This window comes from Mediterraneibacter agrestimuris (assembly GCF_943193195.1).
Taxonomy (GTDB): domain Bacteria; phylum Bacillota; class Clostridia; order Lachnospirales; family Lachnospiraceae; genus Schaedlerella; species Schaedlerella agrestimuris.
Genome location: NZ_CALPDG010000021.1, coordinates 45,114 through 61,641, shown reverse-complemented (window position 1 = coordinate 61,641; position 16,528 = coordinate 45,114). Strand labels below are relative to the sequence as shown.

General features: G+C 44.0%; 13 protein-coding genes and 1 tRNA gene. 10 read left to right on the top strand and 4 right to left on the bottom strand.

Features of this window, described 5'->3' with window-relative positions:
* The first annotated feature begins 173 nt into the window (after positions 1-173).
* Positions 174-1,058 (top strand): 4-hydroxy-tetrahydrodipicolinate synthase, encoded by an 885-nt coding sequence (dapA, locus tag NFS18_RS11290; protein ID WP_251390160.1) that lies wholly within the window; start codon positions 174-176, stop codon positions 1,056-1,058.
* 396 nt (positions 1,059-1,454) lie between these two features.
* On the opposite strand, the gene NFS18_RS11285 is transcribed toward dapA, so the two are convergent.
* A complete protein-coding gene (locus NFS18_RS11285; RefSeq protein WP_251390158.1) occupies positions 1,455-3,107 on the bottom strand; it encodes a SulP family inorganic anion transporter in 1,653 nt (550 codons plus the stop codon).
* A 219-nt stretch (positions 3,108-3,326) separates the two neighbouring features.
* On the opposite strand from NFS18_RS11285, the gene NFS18_RS11280 reads away from it, so the two are divergent.
* The 4 genes from NFS18_RS11280 (at position 3,327) to NFS18_RS11265 (ending at position 7,118) form a co-directional block, all read left to right on the top strand.
* A tRNA-Trp gene (locus NFS18_RS11280) sits at positions 3,327-3,397 on the top strand.
* A 149-nt stretch (positions 3,398-3,546) separates the two neighbouring features.
* Positions 3,547-4,350, top strand: coding sequence for an FAD binding domain-containing protein (locus NFS18_RS11275; RefSeq protein WP_251390156.1), 804 nt, complete (start codon positions 3,547-3,549; stop codon positions 4,348-4,350).
* Entirely contained in the window at positions 4,351-4,839 is a 489-nt protein-coding gene (locus NFS18_RS11270; protein ID WP_251390154.1) for a (2Fe-2S)-binding protein, read from the top strand.
* Entirely contained in the window at positions 4,836-7,118 is a 2,283-nt protein-coding gene (locus NFS18_RS11265) for a xanthine dehydrogenase family protein molybdopterin-binding subunit (protein WP_251390152.1), read from the top strand. The genes NFS18_RS11270 and NFS18_RS11265 overlap by 4 nt, the downstream gene beginning before the upstream one ends.
* A 190-nt stretch (positions 7,119-7,308) precedes the next feature.
* On the opposite strand, the gene NFS18_RS11260 is transcribed toward NFS18_RS11265, so the two are convergent.
* Positions 7,309-7,797, bottom strand: coding sequence for a GNAT family N-acetyltransferase (locus NFS18_RS11260; protein WP_251390150.1), 489 nt, complete (start codon positions 7,795-7,797; stop codon positions 7,309-7,311).
* Positions 7,798-8,059: 262 nt separating this feature from the next.
* Between NFS18_RS11260 and pflB the strand changes: the two genes are divergently transcribed.
* Positions 8,060-10,312: a formate C-acetyltransferase gene (gene pflB, locus NFS18_RS11255; RefSeq protein WP_251390148.1), complete on the top strand. Its 2,253-nt coding sequence runs from the start codon at positions 8,060-8,062 to the stop codon at positions 10,310-10,312.
* 3 nt (positions 10,313-10,315) lie between these two features.
* Positions 10,316-11,059: a pyruvate formate-lyase-activating protein gene (gene pflA, locus NFS18_RS11250; protein WP_251390146.1), complete on the top strand. Its 744-nt coding sequence runs from the start codon at positions 10,316-10,318 to the stop codon at positions 11,057-11,059.
* Positions 11,060-11,164: 105 nt separating this feature from the next.
* Here the strand turns inward: pflA and rd are convergent, their stop codons facing one another.
* The gene (gene rd, locus NFS18_RS11245) at positions 11,165-11,326 is read right to left on the bottom strand and encodes a rubredoxin (protein WP_251390144.1); all 162 of its coding nucleotides are present in this window, start codon (positions 11,324-11,326) and stop codon (positions 11,165-11,167) included.
* A 265-nt stretch (positions 11,327-11,591) separates the two neighbouring features.
* Between rd and NFS18_RS11240 the strand changes: the two genes are divergently transcribed.
* Positions 11,592-13,082 carry an FAD-dependent oxidoreductase gene (locus tag NFS18_RS11240; protein WP_408631556.1) on the top strand — a complete coding sequence of 497 codons (1,491 nt, stop codon included), beginning with the start codon at positions 11,592-11,594 and terminating at the stop codon, positions 13,080-13,082.
* Positions 13,083-13,091: 9 nt separating this feature from the next.
* Here the strand turns inward: NFS18_RS11240 and NFS18_RS11235 are convergent, their stop codons facing one another.
* Positions 13,092-14,402, bottom strand: a complete 1,311-nt coding sequence (locus tag NFS18_RS11235) for an MATE family efflux transporter (RefSeq protein ID WP_251390142.1) — start codon at positions 14,400-14,402, stop codon at positions 13,092-13,094.
* A 207-nt stretch (positions 14,403-14,609) separates the two neighbouring features.
* Between NFS18_RS11235 and NFS18_RS11230 the strand changes: the two genes are divergently transcribed.
* Together NFS18_RS11230 and NFS18_RS11225 are read left to right on the top strand one after the other, a co-directional pair.
* On the top strand, positions 14,610-15,779 hold the full coding sequence (locus NFS18_RS11230) for a DUF4317 domain-containing protein (RefSeq protein ID WP_251390140.1): 1,170 nt from the start codon (positions 14,610-14,612) through the stop codon (positions 15,777-15,779).
* A gap of 213 nt (positions 15,780-15,992) precedes the next feature.
* Positions 15,993-16,499, top strand: a complete 507-nt coding sequence (locus tag NFS18_RS11225; RefSeq protein WP_251390138.1) for a MarR family winged helix-turn-helix transcriptional regulator — start codon at positions 15,993-15,995, stop codon at positions 16,497-16,499.
* Positions 16,500-16,528: the final 29 nt, after the last annotated feature.

Sequence of the window (16,528 nt, the reverse complement as noted above, 5' to 3'; positions counted from 1 at the left end):
CAGTTGCCAAGCATGCGATAAAACAGTCCGGTGGACTGTTTTGAGTAACAGTGCAGCCGAAAGGCTGAACTGTTACGAGGATGCAGAAAAGAAGTGATAACTTTCTTGACAATGCACCTTGTTCGATGTTATCCTTTTTATGAATAAATATAGGAAAAGGAACGTGAATAACAGTGGCTATTTTTAAGGGTGCAGGTGTAGCAATTGTTACACCGATGAAGAATAATTTAGAAGTAAATTATGAGAAATTGGAAGAGATTCTGGAAGAGCAGATCAGTGGACAGACGGATTCTATTATTATTTGCGGAACAACAGGTGAGTCTGCAACTATGTCAGAGGAAGAGCACATGGATGTTATCCGTTTTACGATTGAACGTGTGAACCATAGAGTTCCGGTGATTGCGGGAACCGGTTCTAATTGTACAGCGACAGCCGTGCAGATGTCCAAGGAAGCAGCTGAGGCAGGAGCAGAGGGAATACTTCTTGTGACTCCTTACTATAACAAAGCGACACAGAATGGATTGATTGCACACTATACAAAGATTACTGATGAAGCAAAGATACCGGCGATTCTCTACAATGTACCAAGCCGTACTGGATGTAGTCTGCAGCCGGAAACCATTGCAAAGCTGGTGAAAGATACAGAATATGTTGTTGGTATCAAAGAAGCTTCAGGGGACATCAGTACAGTGGCAAAGATTATGCATCTGTGTGACGGTAACATTGATATGTATTCTGGAAATGACGATCAGGTTGTGCCGCTTTTGTCTCTCGGAGGTATTGGCGTTATCTCTGTATTGTCTAATATCGCGCCGACTTATGTTCATGATATGGTATACAAGTATTTGAGCGGAGATACCGAAGGCAGTTGTCAGATGCAGCTGAAGGCATTGCCGTTGTGTGATGCGTTGTTCTGTGAAGTGAATCCGATTCCGGTAAAGGCGGCGATGAATCTGATGGGAAAAGGGTGCGGACCGCTTCGGGGGCCATTGACAGAGATTGAACCGCAGCACGAGGCAGTTCTTAAGAAAGCAATGCAGGAATTTGGTCTTTTGTAAATGAGTGTCTAAACAGCAGGACAGAGCCGGGCGGCGGGATCATTAAAAATGAATAGTAAGTGTGATATGGCAGGTGCTTAAAAGCATCTGCCATTTTTTTGATGGGAAATAAAAGAAACTGCATTACGCATCTCCGTTTAGAGTTGTATGAATTGTGAAAACATAGTTATCAATTACAATGTATGAACTTATACTCAAAGAAAAAGATGGGAAGATGGAGCAAATCAGCGGAGGCAGAGTATGATAAAGGCAGACTCACAAATGTGGTTCAGACAATAGGAAAAGGGGCAGTCGGAAAATAGACTTCACATACAATATGCGGTTATGAGTCTGAATAAACTCCAGTATATATTGTAGTAAATCTGCCATTTCCAGACAGCCCCTTTGTTGGATGTATTACTTACCAGTTTTTATTACTTCTTCCGCACGTTTCAAGGCTGCCGTGATGTTTGGACAGAAGTTTTCTTCACCGACGATCTCTGTAAATTTAGAATGTCTCATCACCTTCATCGGCTGTTGGTTTACATGAGAGAATACCACAGTGATATTCCTGCTCTTGCAGAAGTTTACGAGATCCGTCAGGGCGTTTAATGCGGTACTGTCGAGGGCGGGAACGCTTCGCATACGCAGTACCAGACAGGCAGTGAATTCCTTGACGATGATACGCTCAATGGCGTCTGCCGCGCCGAAGAACAGTGGTCCTGTAATTTCATATACGCGGATCTGGATCGGGAGTTCCTGTAAATGCTCCTTCATTTTTGCACTGTCATGGTCGACATAAGTCCAGCCGCGTACCTGAGTCTCATCGCTCATACGTTTGATAAAGAGCAGACAGGCTAATATCATACCGACCTCAATTGCAATGACCAGGTCGAAGGCGATGGTCAGTACAAAAGTAATCAAAAGAACGGCAATGTCGCTCTTGGTAGATGTTTTTAACTGACGGACAAATACGCGCCACTGACACATATTATAAGCGACTACGAAGAGGATGGCGGCAATGGTTGGCATTGGAATCAGTCCTGCGTAAGGCATTAATATTACGAGGACGATGACCAGCGTGACAGAGTGAACCATACCTGCGATTGGGGTGCGTCCGCCATTTTTGATGTTAGCCGCTGTTCTTGCGATTGCGCCGGTAGCGGGGATTCCGCCAAATAATGCAGAAGCTACGTTACCTGCACCCTGCGCAACAAGCTCCATGTCTGAGCGGTGTTTGCTGCCCGTCATACCGTCTGCAACAACACAGGAAAGCAGTGACTCGATTGCAGCCAGAATAGCGATGGTAAATGCGTTTGGTACAGCCGCCTGCAGTAGTTCCAGATTCAGTTCTGGAAGCTTAAAGGATGGAAGGCTATTGCTGATCGTATAGAGGTCTCCGATCGTATTTGCCTTTAGAGGCAGGAATTTTACCATTAAGATACCGCCGATCACCGCTAGAAGTGAACCTGGAATCTTTTTGAAGACCATTGGGGAGAGAAGCAGGATTGCAAGGCTGACTCCGCCTACGATCAAGGCATCTATATTTATAGTAGTAAGATTCTGGAAAAAGACTTCCAGTTTTTCTAACGTTTCAATTGGGCTTACACCTTCTGGATAGGTAAGACCGAAAAAGTCTTTAAGCTGTCCAATGACGATCGTAACTGCAATACCAGAGGTAAATCCAGTAGTAATTGTAAACGGGATAAATTTAATCAAGCTTCCGAAGTGACACAGTCCCATTACGATCAGGAAGATACCTGCCAGGATAGTAGAAACGATCAGACCGTCAATGCCATCGGCAGCGACGATTCCGGCAACGATGGTTGCAAATGCCGCAGTAGGACCGGAAATCTGCACTGTGCTTCCACCAAGGGCAGAGGCGAAAAATCCTGCAACGATTGCTGTAAAGATACCTGCTTCTGGACCAACGCCTGAGGCAAGCGCAAGAGCGATGGACAGTGGAAGTGCGATGATTGCTACGATGATTCCGGCAGTGATGTCTTTGATGAACTGCGCACGGCTGTAGTTCTTGAGTGTCGTAAATAACATAGGTTTCAAAGTTTCCATAATAGTAGATAATACTCCTCTTTTGCATGTTTTTGATGTCGATGACATCAATATAGCAAAAAGATTATAGCATAGCTATAAGTCCTTGGAAAGTCCTTGTAGATAAAAATGGCGGTCAATTGTATTAAGACATTTAAGGTTATAGATAAGGTTATTTGTAAAAATTTCTTGACAAAAGAAGATGTTACGGATATAATAATTGATGTTCGGTAACATTATAGGGGATTGGTCAAATGGTATGATAGGGGTCTCCAAAACCTTTGGTGGGAGTTCGATTCTCTCATCCCCTGCTGAAAAAAGCTTAGAAACTTTGTACATCAAGTGTTTCTAAGCTTTTTCTTTTGTTGCCAACATATTTTTTTGGTGTTATGATATGCTTAAAAAGGATATAACAGTAACTATTCGGCACAACAAATGATAAAACAGGAGGAGCTCTATTTTGCTTACGATTCAAAATTATGTAAAAGCGAAGACGTTAGAAGAGGCCTATGAACTGAATCAGGCAAGAAACAGCCGTGTAATGGGCGGCATGATGTGGCTGCGTCTGGGGAATGCCAATGTTAAGACGATGATCGATCTGTCTGGCCTGGGACTGGATCAGATTGAAGAAACGGATCATGTGATTAAAATCGGGGCAATGTGTACCTTACGTCAGTTGGAACAGAGTGAGGAAATTAAAGCATACTGTGGGGATGCACTGGCAGAGGCAGTGCGGCATATCGTAGGGGTACAGTTTCGGAATCAGGCGACAGTAGGCGGAAGCATTTATGGAAGATATGGTTTTTCCGATGTACTGACCTGCCTGCTGGCAATGGATACTTTTGTGGAGTTGTATGACGGAGGAACGGTCCGGCTCAGAGAATTTATTGAAAGAAAGAAGGACAAGGACATTCTTCTGTCCATTATTATAAGAAAGAATCCGAGAAAAGTGCGCTATCTCTCTGTCCGCCGGACAAAGACGGATTTTCCTGTGCTGACCTGTGCGGTAGTGACCGGAGAGGTACATGGAAAAGAATGCTGGTATTTTTCAATTGGGGCAAGACCAATGCATGCGGCTCTCATCGAGAAGGAGTGGCGCATTTCGGCGGAAACAACGAAAGAACAGCTTGAAGCGTATGCAAAGGAAGTTGCGGACGGCTTCCGGTATGGCTCCAATATGCGTGCCAGTTCAAGATATCGGAAGCATCTGGCGCAAGTACTGGTTATGCGCGCCATGGAATCAATCATTACGGAGGGACGATAGATGGAAATACAGTTTCGGTTAAATGGAAAGCAAGTGGCAGCAGAAGTAGCCGGCGACAGTATTTTGCTGGATGTTCTGCGTAAACTTGGCTGTGTCAGTGTTAAGTGCGGCTGTGAGACAACGAACTGTGGACTGTGTACGGTGTGGATCAACAACAAGACACGGCTGTCATGTTCTGTACTGGCGGCAGGTGTAGATGGTCAGGAAGTGACCACATTGGAGGGTTTACAGGAAGAGGCGGCAGAATTTGGCAGATTTCTGGCGGAGGAAGGAGCAGAACAGTGCGGTTTCTGCTCACCGGGATTTATCATGAGTGTATTAGCAATGGTTCGTGAACTGGATAATCCGACGATTGGCGAGATGAAAGAATATCTGGCGGGCAATCTCTGCCGCTGCACCGGATATATGGGACAGCTTCGTGCGATCCAGAAATATATGAAAGCAAAGCGGATGCAGTTTCAGGCAGCGGGAGAGGAGGTACAGGCATGAGGTATATCAATCGGGGAGTACCGAAAGTGGATTATAAAGCGCTTGTGACTGGAAAGGGAGTATATGTCAATGATCTGGCGCCGTCTGGCTGTCTGGTAGTAAAAGTGCTGAGAAGTCCTCACGCACATGCGCTGATTGAGGATATCAATCTGAACCGGGCGAAAGCTGTACCGGGGATTGAGGCGATTTTTACATATAAGGACTGTCCGGATAAGCGGTTTACGCTGGCAGGACAAACTTACCCTGAACCGAGTCCCTATGACCGTCTGATATTGGACAAGAGAGTGCGTTTTGTAGGAGATCCGGTTGCGATCGTAGCGGGGGAAAATGAAGAAGCGGTAAAGAAAGCACTAAAGCTGATAAAGGTGAAATACGAAGTATTGGAACCTGTTTTGGATTTTCATCAGGCAAAGGACAACACGATTTTGATACATCCGGAAGATAATTGGAAGAGTCTGTTTCCGGTAGGCGCTGACAATCAGAGAAATCTCTGTGCGCATGAAGAGTGCGAGGAAGGAGATGTGGAGGCGGTTCTGGCATCCTGCGATTATATAGTAGACGAGGTGTACCATACCAAAGCCAACCAGCAGGCAATGATGGAAACCTTCCGTGCATATTCCTATAAAGATACATATGGGAGGCTGAATATTGTTTCTTCCACACAGGTTCCGTTCCATGTGAGAAGAATTCTGGCAACTGCACTGGATATTCCGAAGTCTAAGGTGCGTGTGATCAAGCCGCGGATCGGGGGCGGTTTTGGGGCAAAACAGACAGCCGTGATGGAAATGTATCCCGCATTTGTTACATGGATGACGGGAAAGCCGGCAAAAATGATATTTACAAGAGAAGAGTCCATGATTGCATCTTCCCCGCGTCATGAAATGGAAGTGCATGTGCGCATAGGTGCAAATAAGGAAGGTATCATCAAGGCGATTGACGTCTATACATTATCCAACACAGGCGCTTTTGGAGAACACGGACCAACAACAGTTGGGTTGTCCGGTCACAAATCGATTCCACTGTATGGCAAAGCGGAGGCATTTCGTTTTGTATATGACGTTGTTTATACAAATACCATGTCAGCGGGCGCATATCGTGGCTATGGAGCTACACAGGGGTGTTTTGCGGTAGAATCTGCGGTGACAGAGCTTGCTGAAAAGATGGGTATGGATCCGGTGAAGCTGCGGGAGATGAATCTGCTCAAGGAAGGACAGATCATGCCAGCTTATTATAATGAAATAAATAATAGCTGTGCGTTGGATCGCTGTCTGGCGAAAGCGAAAGAAATGATTGGCTGGGAAGAGAAATATCCGGCAAAGGATTGCGGAAATGGAAAGGTTCGTGGAATCGGTGTGGCAATGACGATGCAGGGTTCTGGAATTTCAGCATTGGATACCGCATCTGTGTCGATCAAAGTCAATGATGACGGTTTCTATACATTAATGGTTGGCGCAACGGATATGGGAACGGGATGCGATACAATTTTAAGTCAGATTGCAGCAGAATGTCTGGACTGTAGTATGGATGAAATCGTAGTACATGGTGTGGATACGGATGTTTCCCCGTATGATTGTGGGTCTTATGCATCTAGTACCACATATGTAACAGGCATGGCAGTGGTAAAGACCTGTGAGATATTGCGTGAGAAGATCAGCGCCAAGGGAGCAAAATACCTTGGCTGTGATGCAGAGGATGTAGAGTTTGACGGTGAAAAAGTGACGAATCTGAAAACAGGCGAGTCTATTAGCCGTGCAGAAATCGGAAACAATGTGATGTGTAATAATGAGGATGCATTAAGTGCCAGCGAGGCATTTTCCTCACCGATTTCCCCACCGCCGTTCATGGTTGGTATGGCAGAGGTGGAAGTGGATAAAGAGACCGGTGAAGTAGAACTTATGGACTATGTGGCAGTTGTTGACTGCGGAACTCTGGTGAATCCGAATCTGGCGAGAGTACAGGCAGAAGGCGGCATTGCCCAGGGAATCGGTATGGCGCTCTACGAGGATGTGGTATATAACGAGAAGGGTAAGAATTACAGCAATTCCTTTATGCAGTATAAGATTCCGACACGTCTGGATGTGGGAAATATCCGTGTTGATTTCGAGAGCAGTTACGAGCCGACAGGACCGTTTGGAGCGAAGTCCATCGGAGAAATCGTAATCAACACACCATCTCCGGCGATTGCAAATGCAGTCAGCAATGCGGTCGGTGTGAGAATACGTGAACTGCCGATTACGGCTGAGAAAGTCTTCTGGGGAATACAGGAAAAATCAAAGTAAGAGTCAGAAAAAATTAAGCATTTACAGCTAAAGTGCAAAGAAACAGATGAATGACTTTTGCCAAGTGAAAATGAGACCTAAGAAAGTGTGTCAGCGTTTGCTGTACACACTTTCTTGTTTTAGAAGGTTCATTGTAATGTTTTGTGCAACAAAATGAAGACACTGATTGTTTATATTTGGATGTTGAAGATTAAGAGTGACTTTTCTGGTAGGCAAGACGGTCTGTCCCATCGTCAATATAAATAATCCCACAGTAAGTAAATCCGTTCTTTTCCAGTAAATGCTGCATTACCTTATTATCCCGGTGGGTGTCAATTTTGAGGTTGCCGCACTGGGAAAGCGCCCAATTGATACAGAAGGATGCAGTTCCTTTGACACTGCCGTCAGAAGTAATGCGGTGTACTGCCCCATAAGGTCTGTCGTTCAGCCATTCTCCCTCATAAATCCGGGCATAAGTATCATCCTTACCGGCACGGAAATAGAAGGTTGCGATGATGCGTCCGTCTTCCACGCATACATAACTGTGTCCATCTATGATATCCTGTTCCAGCATAGTAACCGGAGGATAGTTTGTACTCCACTGAGTTGGATTGCCGTTACGTGCCATAAAGCTGCGGGCATTCTCGTATAGTTTCAATATCACATCCAAGTCATCGAGGGTAGTTTTTCTGATATTCATAAGTAAAGCTCCTTTGTAAGAATTCTTATAAAACATAGCTGAATCATACCACATTTTGTATTGGGTCGGCAAGGATTATACTATATATCACAAAAAGAAAAGTAGATTTATAAGTAAATATTATAAAAAACAAAAGAATTGTATAAAAAGAGGTACAAGAACCAAAATAGAAAATTATATATTGTGATTTTTTTAACCAGATGATATACTTAAGCCCGTAAAAAAGAAACAATAGAATTAGACCAGAGGAGGTTACTGTAAAATGGCACAGTTTGAACAGTGGGCAGGATTTGCCGGAAAAAACTGGAGAAACTCTGTAGACGTCCGCGACTTTATTCAGGAAAACTACACTCCGTATGACGGAGATGAGTCATTTCTGGAGGAGCCAACAGAAGCAACAGATAAGCTTTGGGGCAGACTTCAGGAATTGCAGAAAGAGGAGCGTGCAAAGGGCGGTGTGCTGGATATGGAAACAGAAGTTGTTTCCGGTCTGACAGCATACGGTCCGGGATATATTGATGAGAGCATGAAGGATTTGGAGAAGGTTGTCGGTCTTCAGACAGATAAACCGCTGAAGAGAGCATTTATGCCGTACGGCGGTATCAATATGGCTGTGAAGGCTTGTACAACTTACGGTTATGAGCCAAGTGAAAATCTGAAAGAGATTTTCACAAAATATCATAAGACACATAATCAAGGTGTATTTGATATCTATACACCAGAGATGAAGACAGCACGTCATAATAAGATCATCACAGGACTTCCGGATACATATGGGCGCGGGCGTATCGTAGGTGATTACCGACGTATCGCTTTGTATGGTATTGATTTTCTGATTGAGAAGAAGCAGTACGATTTCGAGCGCTATGCAAGACATGGCATGAAGGGAACAGATTTCCGTCTTCGTGAAGAGATTGCAGACCAGATCCGTGCACTGGGTGAAATGAAAGAAATGGCAAAGGTATACGGATATGACATTTCTCAGCCGGCTAAGGATGCAAGAGAAGCAGTACAGTGGCTGTATTTCGGATACCTTGCTGCAATTAAGACACAGAATGGTGCAGCCATGAGCGTTGGACGTATCTCTACATTTCTTGATATTTACATTGAAAGAGATATGAAAAACGGTATTCTGACAGAGAAGGAGGCTCAGGAGTTAATTGACCATATTGTTATGAAATTCCGTATGGTGAAGTTTGCGCGTATTCCTTCTTATAATGAGTTGTTCTCAGGAGATCCGGTATGGGCAACTCTGGAGATGGGCGGTCTGGGTCAGGATGGACGTTCTATGGTTACAAAGAATGATTACCGTTTCCTTCATACATTGGAGAACATGGGACCGGCGCCGGAGCCGAACCTGACTGTTTTGTATTCCGAGAGACTTCCGGAGAACTTTAAGAAATATACATCTCTCATTTCTGTTAAGACAAGCTCTGTACAGTATGAGAATGATGATGTTATGCGTCCGGTATGGGGCGATGACTATAGCATCTGCTGCTGTGTATCTGCAACTCAGACTGGTAAGGAGATTCAGTTCTTTGGAGCTCGTGCAAATCTTGCAAAATGTCTGTTGTATGCGATCAATGGCGGCATTGATGAAAAGACAAAGGTACAGGTAGGACCTGCTTACAGACCGATTACTTCTGAATATCTGGATTTCAATGAAGTGATGGAACGTTATGATGCAATGATGGAATGGCTGTCCAAGCTGTATGTAGATACATTGAATATGATTCACTATATGCATGATAAATATTACTATGAAGCAGCAGAGATGGCTCTGATCGATACAGATGTAAGACGTACATTTGCAACAGGTATTGCAGGATTCTCACACGTTATTGATTCCCTGAGCGCAATTAAGTATGCTAAGGTAAAGGTAATACGTGATGAGGATGGAATCGCAACAGACTTTGAGGTTGAAGGAGATTTCCCAAGATACGGTAATGATGATGACCGTGCAGATGATATTGCAATCTGGCTGTTGAAGACATTTATGCACAAATTGAGCAAATGTCACACATACAGAGACTCCGAGCCGACAACATCTATCCTGACAATTACATCTAATGTGGTATACGGTAAGGCAACAGGTTCTCTGCCAGATGGAAGAAAAGCAGGCGAGCCGCTTTCGCCGGGAGCAAATCCGTCTTACGGCGCAGAGATGAACGGTCTTCTTGCTTCACTGAATTCCGTAGCAAAATTACCGTACGAGTTGGCTCTGGATGGTATTTCCAATACACAGACAATCAGCCCGGGTGCACTGGGACACAATGACGATGAGCGTAAGGCTAACCTTGCACGTGTGATGGATGGATATTTCCATCAGGGAGCGCACCATTTGAATGTCAATGTATTCGGTACAGACAAACTGATCGATGCAATGGAGCATCCGGAGAAACCGGAGTACGCTAACTTCACGATCCGTGTATCCGGATATGCTGTTAAGTTCATTGACCTGACACGTGAACAGCAGATGGATGTTATTGCAAGAACCTGCCATGAGGCAATGTAATTGATGGAAGAAAAAAAAGAATTAAAAGGATATGTACATTCTTTGGAAAGCTTCGGGTCTGTAGACGGACCCGGAGTGCGTTATGTGATTTTCCTGACAGGCTGTGCCATGCGCTGCCAGTTCTGTCATAACCCGGATACGTGGGATATGCCAAAGGGAACGCCATATACGGCGGATGAACTGGTTAAGACAGCTCTGCGTTACCAAACTTACTGGGGGGAGCAGGGCGGAATAACAGTAAGCGGAGGCGAACCACTTTTGCAGATTGATTTTCTGATGGAATTATTCCGTAAGGCAAAAGAACAGGGAATCCATACAACACTGGATACGAGCGGTAATCCGTTTACAAGAGAAGAGCCTTTCTTTGAGAAGATACAGGAGCTGATGAAGTATACAGACCTTGTGATGCTGGACATTAAGCATATTGATGACGAAAAGCATAAAGTGCTGACAGGATGGACAAATGAGAATATTCTGGATATGGCAAAATATCTGGATGAGCTTCACAAGCCAGTATGGATTCGCCACGTACTTGTTCCAGAACGAAGCGATGAAGATACAGCGCTTGAAAAGCTTCATGAATTTATTGAAGGACTTGGAAACGTAGAGAGAGTGGAAGTTCTTCCTTATCATACGCTCGGGGAATATAAATGGAAAGAATTGGGATATGATTATCCGCTTAGGGGAATAGAGCCACCTACAAAAGAACGTGTAGAACATGCAAAACAAATATTGCATGCTATCTGATTCAACACTTTACATCATAATATAGTGTAAATAAAAGACCGGTCAGGATATATTTGCTAACAGATATCCTGACCGATTTTTTTATCTCAGAGCTAAACTGTGGAATTACGCTTCCTCAGCGAATTCATCCTTACCCATTCCGCACAGCGGGCATACCCAGTCTTCCGGCAAGTCTTCAAAAGCTGTTCCCGGTTCAATACCGTTATCTGGATCGCCGACTTCGGGATCATACACATAGCCGCATGGCTCACATACATATTTTTTCATGTCAATATCCTCCTTTAAGAATAGTGTGTTCATAGATGAACGACTTTATTATATAAGATGTATGTTTACTCTCGCAACAGTGAAAATGCACAAAAAAACTGATATAAATTTATATAGTTGCAACAAAATTACGAGAAATATGAAAGTAAGTCCTATAAAGAATACTGATAATTTTAACAATTTTAGAGCATGCTATAGAATAGTACATTGTAAACTGCTGTTATATTTGAATTGTGTACTTTGCTGTACGGCCGTGGGTCAGTATATGGAAGGAGAAATAAACGTGGAGAGCATTAAACAAACATCACTTTGGAGGGATACAACTGTATTTCCTGAATATGCAGCATTAAACGGAGATATAAAAACCGATGTTGCGGTTATCGGCGGCGGTCTGGCGGGAATATTGACAGCCCACTTTCTGGAGCAGGCGGGCAGAAAATGCATCGTACTGGAAGCAGAACGGATCGGGAGCGGACAGACAGGGAACACGACTGCCAAAGTAACATCACAGCATGGATTGATTTATAATAAATTACTGGCAAATGTTGGGAAAGAACAGGCACAGCAATACGCAGATGCCAATCAGGAAGCGATCGAGAGATACCGGATATTGATCCAAAAGTATGGAATTGAATGTGAGTGGGCCGAGAGGGAGGCATATTTGTATACGGTAAAGGACGCCAGACTGCTCCGGCAGGAGTACAGGGCGGCGGAAAGTCTCGGACTGCCTGTGGAATTGACATACAGGACAGAGCTGCCTTTTCCTGTAGAAGCTGCATTGAAATTAAAAGGACAGGCAAGCTTCCATCCATTGAAGTTTTTACAGAAGATGGCGGAACAGGTGAAGGTGTATGAACAGACAAAGGTACTTCGGGCAGAGCCGCATTTACTTGTAACAGACCGGGGAAATGTACGGGCAGAGCAGATTGTTTTTGCAGGACATTATCCTTTTGTGCTTCGGCCAGGATACTATTTTCTCCGGATGCATCAGGAACGGAGCTACGTGCTGGGTCTGACAAATGTAATTCCTCTTTCAGGGATGTATCTGGGAGTGGATGCAGATGCACTGTCTTTCAGGCAGTCAGGAAATGTGTTATTGTTCGGGGGCGGCGGTCACCGCACCGGAGATGGGGAGCAGGGGAATCCTTATGATTATCTGCATCACAAAGTAGAGAAATACTTCCCACATGCAAAGGCTGCATATCAATGGTCAGCTCAAGACTGTATGCCGTTGGATGGAATCCCTTATATAGGACAATTTGGACGGCGGACAGAAGGGTGGTTCGCGGCAACTGGATTTCAAAAGTGGGGAATGACGTCCTCTATGGCTGCTGCTATGGTACTGACCGATTTGATGTGTGGACGGAAGAATGATTATGCTGATGTATTCTCTCCGCAGAGAGTCAATATACTGGCGTCTGCGAAAACATTTCTGGAAGAAGGAAAGTATGCGGTTATTAATCTTACAAAAGAGAAATTGACATTTCCGAAGGAGAAACTGGAAGACATTCGGCTGGGAACAGGAGGCGTTATCGAATATCAGGGGCAAAAAGCCGGGGTATACAAAGCAGAGGACGGGGAGATTTTTCTTGTTTCTGTGAAATGTCCTCATCTCGGATGTCAGCTTGCATGGAATCAGAGTGAGAAGAGCTGGGACTGCCCCTGTCATGGTTCCCGATATGATTACAAGGGCAGGCTTTTAGATGGACCGGCGCAGACGGCGTCTGTTGGATGTGAACTGCATAGAGATAAGTAAATGTTACTGTTATAAAGGCATCTTCTTTAAAGTTTTTCGGATAAAGTACACTGCCGGAAGAGCTACAAGCAGTTCGGTGAATGGAAGGGTAATCCAGATTCCGTTGATCCCAAACAAAAATGATAACAAAAATGCCATCGGAATAACCAGCAGGAATCCGCGGAAAACAGAGACGAAAAAAGCATCCCCCGGGTTATCTGTGGAGCTTAAAAAGGTAGCGGTGATAATGTTGATTCCTATGAAAACGAATGCTGTAAAATAAATGTGCATTCCATTTACTGCGATTGCATTCAGCACTGGATCGTTATCTTTGTTAAAGGCAGAGACGATCGGTCCAGCCCAGATAAAGGTAATCAGGTAGGATAGGGCTGCAAGTACCGTTGAGGTAGTAAATGCGTAACGGAGAACTTTGCGGATATTTCCGTATTCATGTCTGCCGAAGCACTGGCTGATAACTGGCTGTACACCTTGTGAAATACCTGTGTACATGGAGGTAAGAACAAGTGCGATATTGGCAATGACTCCGTATGCTGCCACGCCGATGTTGCCACTGATCCCCAGAATCAGCAGGTTGAAGATCAGCATGACTACGCCAGAGGAAATTTCTACGATCAGGGAGGAAGAACCAAGGGCGCAGATGTCTGTGATCCGCCGCAGAGACGGGCGGATACGGCAGAGACGGAACTGATTCTGCTTACGGATAAAGTGAGCGGAGAGTACAAACATACTTATAACAGGAGAAGCAGCGGTTGCCAATGCGGCGCCTGTCATTCCCATACCAAATGGAAATATAAGAACGTAGTCCATGACAATATTAGCAAAGCTTCCGGTCAACATTGCCAGCATAGAGAGCTGCGGCGCCCCGTCGTTCCTGACAAAGCAGATCAACAGGTTATTGCACATGAAAAAGGGTGCGAAAACCATCAGAATCCGTAAATAATCAGTTGTCAGTCCAAGCGTATCGGCATCCGCTCCCATCAGCCGGGAAAGCGGCTCTGCTGTAGTTGCTCCCAGAAATAAGAAGATGGAAGATAAAAAAAGCGCAAAACAAAATGCATGTGTAAAAATTTGTTTTCTGACGGTTGTGTCTGAGGTTCCCTTAGAAATAGAATAACGGGTTGCACCGCCCATACCAGTCATCAGTCCCAAACCGTTCATAAAACTATAAATGGGGATTGCAAGATTCAGTGCGGTCAGTCCATCAGCGCCGATGCCGCGGGCGATGAAAAAGGTATCTGCCAGGATGTAGCAGGACAGACCGATCATTCCGAGGATGTTGGCAGATACATATTTGAAAAATGTACTTTTTATATTGTTCATGGAAATATCCTTTCATATATAGACATTCGAGAAATGTTACTGTGAACACCGTAGGTTAAACAGTGACCGAGAAATTTTAGCATAGAAAATAAAAGAAATCAATTCTTTTTTATCCGTATAATCCGATGTAAAATAGATAAGAATGTGTTATATTATTTTACAACAGAAACACACATGGATGAAAAAAGAATGAAAGAGGGAAGATAAATGAATAAGAAGGAAGTACTGGAAATCAGGAAACAGTTTTCACCGGCTAACTGTGCAATTACAAGAATCTGCGGCTGCTATGTGGATCATGAGAAGAATAAGAAAATGCAGTTCAGGGATGCATTTCTTTCGCTGCCGGAGGAAGAAGCATTTAAATATTTCGACATTTTTAAGAAGACGTTGTCGGGAAGTCTGGGACGTAATCTGCTGAATATGGAGTTTCCGCTGGAGCAGGAAATGCCGGGCGGCACGCAGGAATTTTTATTAAAGCTGCGCAACAGTAAGCTGGAAGATGATATGCTTCTGGAAGAGTTCTACAACAAGGTAATTGAGAACTACATATATGACGAAAATTACTATATAATACTGATTCACGCAATGTACGATGTTCCGGGCAAAGCATCTGATGATCTGGAGATGTATGATGCATCTGATACAGTTTATGAATATCTGTTGTGCAGCATCTGCCCGGTATCTCTGTCAAAAGCGGGATTATGCTATTATTCGGATGATAACCGGATTAAGGACAGAGTGCGTGACTGGCTTGTAGATATGCCGGATAAGGGATTTTTGTTCCCGGCATTTACAGACCGCAATATGGATATCCACGGCGCTTTGTATTATACGAAGAAATCAGGAGATCTGCAGCCGGAGCTGATCGACCAGCTTCTTGGGGCGAATATGCCGATGTCTGCGGACACACAGAAGGAAACATTTCAGATGATCATCGAGGATACTCTTGGAGAAGATGGCGATTATGAGACTGTTCGTAATATCCATGAGACATTGAACGATTTGATCGAAGAACACAAAGAAGAGCCGGAGCCGCTGATGCTGGATAAGACAGATATGAAGAAGGTATTTGAAAACAGCGGAGTATCAGCGGAGAAGATGGAATCCTTTGAACAGGTTTTTGAAGCGGCGGCAGGAGAGAAGGCTTCTCTGATAGCGGCGAATATAACAGAAACTAAGAAGTTCAATATCGAGACACCGGACATCGTTATCAAGGTGAACCCGGATCGTGCAGATTTAATTGAAACAAGAGAGATTGACGGTCGTCAGTGCCTTGTGATCGCAGTAGACGACCATATTGAGGTGAATGGGATCAATGTCCGAACGATGAAAAGACCGGGAAGCATTACGGTCTTGAATCGGGAAGAGGAAGAGTAGAGAGACATAAAAATAGAAAGTATTTATAATAAATGTGTAGAGTCGTTTGTATTGTTAAGCAGCCGATTTTACACATTCTTTATTTGATTAGATATCTAATTAAAAATTGGTAATAATTATGAAAAAAAGGTGAATTTTAAGATGGGATATTGACTTTTTAAGTGGATATGAATAAAATAACCGTTAGATGTCTAACTAATTAAATGAGGATGGATGAGAGAAAAGAAAGACGAAAGGGAAGAGAAAGACATGGAATTGAAGTTTGAAGATATGCCTATGATGGGGATACTAAGTCAGATCGCACATTTAAGTGAATGTTATGCGAAGCAGGCGTTTGAAACCTGTGATCTGAAACCTTGGCAGGCGGGAATCCTTGTTGTGTTAAGCATGGAAGGGGAACTGTCTCAGCGGGAGCTTGCAGCAAAGTTGGATCTGACGCCGTCATCCATTACAACGTCTATCCAGAAAATGGAGAAGATGGGGTATATTGTGCGGAAGCCGGATACGGCAGACCAGCGTATTCTCCGGTTGATCCTGACAGATAAGAGCAGAGAATATCTGCGGTATATCAAAGAAGTGACAGAGCAGATGGAGAAACATATATTTAAGGGACTGAATATGGAAGAAAAGATGTTATTTAAGCGTCTGCTCCTTCAGGTCAGGGAGAATCTTGCAGCGGGAAAAGAACCGGACTTTTTCAAAGCACACATCAAATTTTAGATAAACATAAATAATAAAAGACAGAAAGG